The 8,273-nt window shown below is 63.3% G+C and carries 9 protein-coding genes; 5 read left to right on the top strand and 4 right to left on the bottom strand.

The annotated features are described in order from the left end of the window. On the bottom strand, positions 1–440 hold a 440-nt coding region (locus MMS95_RS23910; protein WP_242142417.1), incomplete at its 3' end, for a serine hydrolase. 206 nt (positions 441–646) lie between these two features. On the opposite strand from MMS95_RS23910, the gene MMS95_RS23905 reads away from it, so the two are divergent. Continuing rightward, positions 647–1,528 carry a LysR family transcriptional regulator gene (locus MMS95_RS23905; RefSeq protein ID WP_021505437.1) on the top strand — a complete coding sequence of 294 codons (882 nt, stop codon included), beginning with the start codon at positions 647–649 and terminating at the stop codon, positions 1,526–1,528. Here MMS95_RS23905 and MMS95_RS23900 read toward each other — a convergent pair. Next, the gene (locus MMS95_RS23900) at positions 1,525–2,556 is read right to left on the bottom strand and encodes a Mal regulon transcriptional regulator MalI (RefSeq protein WP_242142415.1); all 1,032 of its coding nucleotides are present in this window, start codon (positions 2,554–2,556) and stop codon (positions 1,525–1,527) included. The genes MMS95_RS23905 and MMS95_RS23900 overlap by 4 nt on opposite strands. A 223-nt stretch (positions 2,557–2,779) precedes the next feature. Between MMS95_RS23900 and malX the strand changes: the two genes are divergently transcribed. Beyond that, the gene (gene malX / locus MMS95_RS23895) at positions 2,780–4,399 is read left to right on the top strand and encodes a maltose/glucose-specific PTS transporter subunit IIBC (RefSeq protein WP_242142413.1); all 1,620 of its coding nucleotides are present in this window, start codon (positions 2,780–2,782) and stop codon (positions 4,397–4,399) included. Further along, positions 4,392–5,573, top strand: coding sequence for a MalY/PatB family protein (locus tag MMS95_RS23890; RefSeq protein ID WP_242142411.1), 1,182 nt, complete (start codon positions 4,392–4,394; stop codon positions 5,571–5,573). The genes malX and MMS95_RS23890 overlap by 8 nt, the downstream gene beginning before the upstream one ends. 32 nt (positions 5,574–5,605) lie before the next feature. On the opposite strand, the gene MMS95_RS23885 is transcribed toward MMS95_RS23890, so the two are convergent. After that, positions 5,606–5,974, bottom strand: coding sequence for a hypothetical protein (locus tag MMS95_RS23885; protein WP_015377760.1), 369 nt, complete (start codon positions 5,972–5,974; stop codon positions 5,606–5,608). Then, positions 5,971–6,567: an NUDIX domain-containing protein gene (locus tag MMS95_RS23880; protein WP_076740264.1), complete on the bottom strand. Its 597-nt coding sequence runs from the start codon at positions 6,565–6,567 to the stop codon at positions 5,971–5,973. The genes MMS95_RS23885 and MMS95_RS23880 overlap by 4 nt, the downstream gene beginning before the upstream one ends. A 97-nt stretch (positions 6,568–6,664) precedes the next feature. Between MMS95_RS23880 and MMS95_RS23875 the strand changes: the two genes are divergently transcribed. Together MMS95_RS23875 and add are read left to right on the top strand one after the other, a co-directional pair. Next, a complete protein-coding gene (locus tag MMS95_RS23875) occupies positions 6,665–7,420 on the top strand; it encodes a DeoR/GlpR family DNA-binding transcription regulator (protein ID WP_021505440.1) in 756 nt (251 codons plus the stop codon). A gap of 135 nt (positions 7,421–7,555) precedes the next feature. Further along, on the top strand, positions 7,556–8,273 hold a 718-nt coding region (add, locus tag MMS95_RS23870), incomplete at its 3' end, for an adenosine deaminase (protein WP_242142408.1).

Genomic DNA, 8,273 nt, shown 5'->3' with positions numbered 1-8,273 from the left:
ATCAGTTGGGCGTTGTCGGTCACGTCGTCCGGCACGAACAGCGGCAGGCCGGAGGTATGCGTCGCCAGATTCAGCAGGCTGACGCCGTCGAAGGCGCTGCCGCGCAGCTCGGGCAGATAGCGGCTGGCCGGATCGTTGAACGACAGCTTACCCTGCTGCTGCGCATAGACCGCCAGCGTCGCGGTGAAGGTTTTGCTCAGCGAGCCCACTTCGAACAGCGTCTGCTCGGTGATCGGTTTGCCGGTCTGCTTCGAGGCCACGCCATACGGGTAAATCTGCTGTTTGCCGTCAACCGACACGGCGATCGCCATGCCCGGCACGCCATATTTTTTCATCAGCGGCTGAATAACGGCGTCGATATCCTGCTGCTGCGCGGCCTGTGCGGTCGGCAGGATCAGCGCGGCGATCAACGCGGCCGCCAGGCGGTTCATTTTCGTCATGATAGAAGCTCTCAGGTTGCAGGGCATCGGCCGCGGCCAAAAGTTTTTATTGGCGTTATGCACGGCGCTTTCCCTGGTTGATGGTGTCATTCCTTTACGGCTGCCGCGACGCTCTCAGCAGCCGCGCCAAATATCGGATTTTGCCGCCGGGTTGACAAGCGATAATAATTTCAGCCAGCATAAAGAAAAACTTATGGCTATCGACGATGCGCAATCGACTTCCCCTCAATGCCCTGCGGGCGTTCGAATCCTCCGCCCGCCACCTGAACTTCACCCGCGCCGGCCTGGAGCTGCGCGTCACCCAGGCCGCCGTCAGCCAGCAGGTGCGCATGCTGGAAGAACAGCTGGGCATTCAGCTGTTCCGCCGCCTGCCGCGCGGCCTGGATCTGACCGAAGAAGGCCAGGCGCTGCTGCCGGTGTTGAACGACGCCTTCGACCGCATCGAGGCGGTGCTGCAGCAGTTCGAAGGCGGGCATTTCCACGAGGTGCTGACGGTGGCGGTGGTCGGCACCTTCGCCGTCGGCTGGCTGATGCCGAGGCTGGCGGCGTTCCGCACGGCGCACCCGTTTATCGATCTACGGGTGCTGACCCACAACAACCTGGTCAATCTGTCGGCCGACGGCATGGATTTCGCCATCCGCTTCGGCGAAGGCCTCTGGCCCGCCACCTGCAATATCAAGCTGTTCGACGCGCCGCTGACGGTGCTCTGCCCGCCGGCGGTCGCCGCGCGCCTGCGCACGCCGCAGGATCTGCAGCACGAGCAGCTGATGCGCACCTACCGCAAGGATGAATGGGAGCGCTGGTTCACGGCTGCGCAGGTGACGCCGTGGCGGATCAACGGCCCGGTGTTCGACTCGTCAAGACTGATGGTGGAAGGCGCGATCCAGTGCGACGGTGTGGCGCTGGCGCCGGTCAGCATGTTCCGCCGCGAACTGGCCGCCGGCGTGCTGCAGCGGCCGTTCGCCGCCGAGGCCGCGCTTGGCGCCTATTGGCTGACCCATTTGAAGTCGCGGGACCTGACGCCGGCGATGAAAACCTTTATCGGCTGGATCCGCCGGGAGGCGGAAGAGGAACTGCGGCGGGATTAGGCGGAGCCGCGCCGGATCAGCGTCGGCGGCAGAATGACGTTCTGCGCCGGCAGGTCGGCGTCACCGATGCGCTGCAGCAGGCGCGCGGCGGCGCTGCGCCCCACTTCCCGCGCCGAGCTGGAGACGAAGGTCAGCGGCGGCTCGGTCAGCTCGGCCTCCGGCACGTCGCCGAAGCCGATCAGCGCCACCTGCCGCCCGTAGTAAGCGTCAACCCCATCCGAGCCGATGCTGCGGCCGCTGCGCGTCAGGCCAAAATAGGCGCCAAGCGCCACCGAAGCCTTGTGGCAAACGACAGCGGTAATGTTCGGATAGTGGCGCAGCAGCTGTTCCGCCGCTTGCGCCGCCTCACGCTGCCGGCAATCGCACTCGACGATCCATTCGCTGCGAAACGGCAGGCCGTACTGCACCAGCGTGGCGCAAAAGCCGCCCAACCGCTCGGCACGCGTCAATGAGTCGCTCTGGCCGCCAAGGTAGGCGACTTGGCTGTGGCCGCGTTTGATCAAAAATTCGGTGGCCAGTTTGGCGGCCTGCATGTTGTCCGGCCGCACCACGTCCACCCCATCGAGACCGCTGGAGCGCGCCACGCAGACCAGCGGTACGCCCTGCTCGGCCGCCTTCTCCTTCAACCCAGCCGCCGCGCGAATGCCGCCGGCCAGCACGATACCGTCGACGCCCTGCGCCAGCAGCGCGTCAAACGCCCGCTGCAAGCCCTGGCCGTCGCGCCCGCTCTGGGTTAAAAACAGCAGTTTGTCGTGCGCCTCCAGCGCTTCGCTCAGCCCGGCGGTCATTTCGGCATAGAAGGGTTCGCAAATGTCGCGCAGAACGAGGCCGATCACCCCGGATTCACCGCCGCGCAGCGTCGCCGCCTGACGATTGCGCACGTAGCCCAGCTGCTCTATCGCCTGATTGACCTTCTCGACGGTGGTCGGCGAAATCCGCCCCTTGCCGCTCAACACCAGGGAAACCGTGGTGACCGACACGCCCGCCTGTTGCGCCACATCGGTGATGGTGATTTTTTTGATGCTCATAGTCTCTGCGAACCCGTTCCTGGGCAACCTGCGCCGTAATGATCAAGGGTATACCGAATCCGTTAACTCAGTAAAACGTTTTACTGCCAGCCGCATTGTCGCCAAAAACCGGGCGGCAGATTTGTGATTGGTGGCGCATTTTTGCTAGGTAAAACGTTTTATCTTCTTTTTACCTAATCAGCAGTCCCCTTTTTGCTCGTCTTTTCGCCAGGAGAAGTCGGTTATGTCAGCAGCCAACAAACCCAAAATCACCCTCTGGGAGTTCTTCCAGAGCCTGGGCAAAACGTTCATGTTGCCCGTCGCCTTGCTCTCTTTCTGCGGCATCATGCTGGGGATCGGCAGCTCGCTGAGCAGCCGCGACGTGATCACCCTGATGCCGTTTATCGGCCACCCGATCTTCCAGCTGATCTTCACCTGGATGAGCAAGGTAGGCTCCTTCGCCTTCAGCTTCCTGCCGGTGATGTTCGCCATCGCCATTCCGCTGGGCATGGCGCGCGAAAACAAAAGCGTCGCCGCGTTCTCCGGTTTCGTCGGCTTCGCTGTGCTGAATCTGGGCACCAACTTCTACCTGACCGCCGCCGGCGTGCTGCCCACCAGCGATCCGCTGGTGCTGAAAGCCAACAATATCCAGAACATCCTCGGCATTCAGTCGATCGATACCGGCATCCTCGGCGCGGTGATCGTCGGCATCATCGTCTATCGCCTGCATGAACGCTTCCACACCATCCGCCTGCCGGACGCGCTGGCGTTTTTCGGCGGCACGCGCTTCGTGCCAATCGTCACCACCGTGGTGCTGGGCCTGTGCGGCCTGGTGATCCCACTGATCTGGCCGTGGTTCGCCGCCGGCATCACCGGGCTGGGCTGGGTGATCAACAGCGCCGGCGCCTTTGGCCCGATGCTGTTCGGCACCGGCGAACGCTTGCTGCTGCCTTTCGGCCTGCAGCACATTCTGGTGGCGCTGATCCGCTTTACCGAGGCGGGCGGTACGATGGAGGTGTGCGGCCACAGCGTCAGCGGCGCCCTGACCATCTTCCAGGCGCAGCTCTCCTGCCCGACCACCACCGGCTTCGCCGAGAGCGCCACCCGCTTCCTGTCACAGGGTAAAATGCCGGCGTTCCTCGGCGGCCTGCCGGGCGCGGCGCTGGCGATGTACCACTGCGCTAAACCGGAGAATCGTCACAAAATCAAAGGGCTGTTGATTTCCGGCGTGGTGGCCTGCGTGGTCGGCGGCACCACCGAACCGATCGAATTTTTGTTCCTGTTCGTCGCGCCGTTCCTGTATCTGATCCACGCGCTGCTCACCGGGTTGGGCTTTACCGTGATGGCGCTGCTGGGCGTGACCATCGGCAACACCGACGGCAACATCATCGACTTCGTGGTGTTCGGCATTCTGCACGGCACCGCCACCAAGTGGTATCTGGTGCCGGTGGTGGCCGCCGTCTGGTTCGTCGGCTATTACGCCATTTTCCGCTTCGCCATCCAGCGCTTTAACATCAAAACGCCGGGCCGTGAGAGCGACAGCGCCATCAGCCAAAGCGCGCCGAGCGGCGCGGTGGGCAAATCCGGCTACAACGTGCCGGCGATTCTGGCGGCCCTCGGCGGCCCGGGCAACGTTATCACGCTGGACAACTGCATCACCCGCCTGCGCCTGTCGGTCAACGACATGAGCCGGGTGGACGACGCGGCGCTGAAGACCAACCGCGCCATCGGCGTAGTGCATCTCAACGACCATAATCTGCAGGTGGTGATCGGCCCGCAGGTGCAATCGGTGAAAGATGAATTAGACTCACTGATAGCCACGGCGCAACCTGCCGCGGCGCTGCAGGGAGCCACCCATGTTTGATTTCTCCACCCCGATCGACCGCCACGGCACCTGGTGCACCCAGTGGGACTATATCGCCGATCGTTTCGGCAGCGACGACCTGCTGCCGTTCACCATCTCCGATATGGATTTCGCCACCGCGCCGTGCATTCTCGAGGCGTTGCAGCAACGCCTGCAGCACGGCGTGCTGGGCTACAGCCGCTGGCAGCACGAAGATTTTCTCGGCGCGCTGCGCCACTGGTATCAGCAACGTTTCAACGTCGCCATCGACACCGCAACGGCGGTGTACGGCCCCTCCGTTATCTACATGGCGGCGCAGCTGATCCGCCAATGGTCCGTGCCGGGCGACTACGTGGTGACCCATACCCCGGCCTACGACGCCTTCTACAAGGTGATCCTCGCCAACCAACGCCAGCTGTTGGCCTGCCCGCTGCACAAAGCCGGCGACGACTGGCGCTGCGACATGGCGCACCTTGAGGCGTTGCTGGCGCGGCCGCAAACCAAGATCCTGCTGCTGTGCAGCCCGCATAATCCCACCGGCAAAGTGTGGCGCCGCGACGAGTTGCAGCAGATGGCCGAACTGTGCGAGCGCCACGACGTGCGCGTCATCAGCGACGAAATCCACATGGATATGGCATGGGGGGAACACCACCATACGCCGTGGAGCCAGGTGGCGACCGGCGCCTGGGCCTTGCTGACCTCCGGCTCCAAGAGTTTCAATATCCCGGCGCTGACCGGCGCCTACGGCTTTATCAGCGATGACGCCAGCCGCGAAGCCTACTTCCAGCAGCTCAAATCCCGCGACGGCCTCTCCTCGCCGGCGGTGCTGGCGGTGGCGGCGCACGTGGCTGCCTATCGCCACGGCGAACCCTGGCTGGACGCCCTGCGCGACTATCTGCAGGATAATCTGAGCTACGTCGCCGAACGGCTGGAGCAGGCGTTTCCCGCGCTGGGCTGGCGCCCGCCGCAGGCCACCTACCTGGCCTGGATCGATCTGCGGCCGCTGTCCGTAGACGATCGGGCGCTGCAGCAGGCGCTGATCGAGCGCGAAAAGGTGGCGATCATGCCGGGCTTTACCTACGGCGAGGAAGGCCGCGGGTTCCTGCGTCTCAACGTCGGCTGCCCGCGCGGCAAGCTGGAGGCCGGCATGGACAAGCTGATCGCCGGGTTGAGGATGGTGCTGGGCGAGCAATAACGCGAGGGGGCGAGCCTCTGCCTGCCCCTCGGTTACGCCTGAACAGACGGAATTTCCTCCAGATGACGATAGACCGTCAATCCCCATTCGTTAGCCAACCGCACGTCGTTATCGGCTCCCGCAGATGCCCCTTCGATGCGATACACCGCCTGACACTGCGCAATCAGCCGATGGGCCACCGGGTAAAGAAACGCCTCGCTCACCGCATCGCCAACCTGAGTGGAGCCTGCCGCCGCCGCCAAAGGCAGCGCCAGCCATTCGCCGATCACCGGCACGTGTCCCCGCAGGTAAACCGCCAGCGCCGCCTGTTCCAGGCGCGCCAGATTGGCGGCGATACGCTGCGGATCGCCATCGGTGCCGCTGCGATAGGGGCCGGCGATCAGGATTTGTTGTGCTTTCATCGTTCTTCCTCCAACGTCCGGTTCAAGGCGACAAACTGCAGCAGCATGATGGTCTTGGCGTCAACGATCGCGCCCTGACGAATCGCCTGCAGGGCCTGCGCCAGCGGCAGCTCGATCACCTCCAGATCCTCGCCCTCCGCCGCCACTCCGCCGCCCTCGTTGACGCGATCGCCCGCCTGATATTCACCGATGAAAAAGTGCAGCTTCTCGGTGACCGAACCTGGGCTCATGTACGCCTCGAACACTTTCTCCACGTTCTGCACGAAATAGCCGGTTTCCTCTTCCGCTTCGGCTCTGATGCGCGCCTCCGGCGACGCGTTGTCCAGCAGCCCGGCGGCGGCCTCAATCAGCATGCCGTCATGACCGTTGACGAACACCGGAAAGCGGAACTGGCGCGTCAGGATCACCGTCTGCGCCTGCCGGTTGAACAGCAAAATCACCGCGCCGTCACCGCGATCGTAAGTCTCACGGCTTTGCCGCTGCCAGACGCCGTCGCGCCGCAGAAAATCAAAGGTGGTTTTTTTCAGCAGGTACCAGTCATCGGACAACACCCGGGTTTCGACAATGCGAACCCTGTCTTTGGTGGCTATCATCGGTTTACTCCGCCAGAGGAAGGAAATTGATACTATCGTGCAGCTTCGTGTATGATCAAGATATTTCGTGCAAAACAAATTTGAGGGAAAAATGGCCATATTGACCAGCCAGCGCAAGAAAATCATCCTGGAGAAACTGGCTCAGGACGGCCAGGTGTTGGCCAAGCAGCTCAGCGAGCTGTTCGGGCTGTCGGAAGACACTGTCCGGCGCGACCTGCGCGAACTGGACGCCGAGGGGTTGCTGCAGCGGGTGCACGGCGGCGCCCTGCCGGTTTCATCCGCCATCGCCAGCTTCGCCGAACGCAATCAGTTGGAATCCGGCGCCAAACGCGCAATCGCCAAAGTGGCGGCGGCGCTGATCGCCCCCGGCCAGGTGGTGATCATCGACGGCGGCACCACCTCCGCCGAGCTGGTCAGGCAGCTGCCGCTCAGCCTGAACGCCACCATCGTCACCCACAGCCCCAGCGTCGCCGTGGGCCTGGCCGATCATCCCACGGTGGAGGTGATCCTGATCGGCGGCAGGTTGTACAAGCATTCGATCGTCAGCGTCGGCGCCGCCGCGGTGGAAGCGATGTCGCATATTCGCGCCGATATTTATTTTATGGGCGTGACCGGCGTGCACCCCACTGCGGGGCTGAGCACCGGCGATCTGGAAGAGGCCTACATCAAGCGGGCACTGGCGGCCCGCGCGGCGGAAACCGTGGTGCTGGCCTCCGCCGCCAAGCTTAACGCCGCCTCGCAGTATGCGATCGGTGACATTACGCTGGCGCATACCATCATCGTTGAACGCGCCACCGACGACGCATTGATCGCGCCGTTGCAGCAGGCGGGCGTCAGCGTGTTGAAAGCCTGATTCACGACGATAATGCGATACCCCTCGCATTATTTGTGATGCAAGTCACTTTTTTATGCAACGAGATGGCAAGTTTCATTCATTTGTTTTTATACTGTTCTGCACTTTACCTACGATAATTAGCGAGTGCCCAGCATGATCGATCCCCGCCTACCGCTTACCGACATTCACCGCCATCTCGACGGCAATATCCGCGCGCAGACCATTCTCGACCTCGGTCGCCAGTTCAACCTCACCCTGCCGGCCAACGATTTGGAGAGCCTGCGCCCGCACGTGCAGATCACCCACGCCGAACCGGATCTGGTCAGCTTCCTGCAGAAACTGGACTGGGGCGTAGCGGTGCTGGGCGATCTGGACGCCTGCCGCCGGGTGGCCTACGAAAACGTCGAGGACGCAGCCAACGCCGGCCTGCACTACGCCGAGCTGCGTTTTTCCCCTTACTACATGGCGATGAAGCATCAGCTGCCGGTCGCCGGCGTGGTGGAAGCGGTGATCGACGGGATCCGCTCGGGCTGCCGCGATCGCGATATCGACATTCGCCTGATCGGCATCATGAGCCGCACCTTTGGCGAGGCCGCCTGTTTGCAGGAGCTGGAAGGGTTGCTGGCGCACCGCGACGGCATTACCGCACTGGATTTGGCGGGCGATGAGCTGGGCTTCCCCGGCAGCCTGTTCCTCAGTCACTTCAACCGTGCGCGCGACGCCGGCCTGCGCATCACCGTGCACGCGGGCGAAGCCGCCGGCCCGGAAAGCATCTGGCAGGCGATCCGCGAGCTGGGCGCCGAACGTATCGGCCACGGGGTGAAAGCGGTCGAAGATCCGGCGCTGATGGACTTCCTGGCGGAACACGGCA

The sequence above is a fragment of the Serratia sp. PGPR-27 genome (assembly GCF_022678525.1).
GTDB lineage: Bacteria > Pseudomonadota > Gammaproteobacteria > Enterobacterales > Enterobacteriaceae > Serratia > Serratia nematodiphila.
Note: the sequence above shows the minus strand (reverse complement) of the source record. Positions and strands in the feature narration are given on the sequence as shown.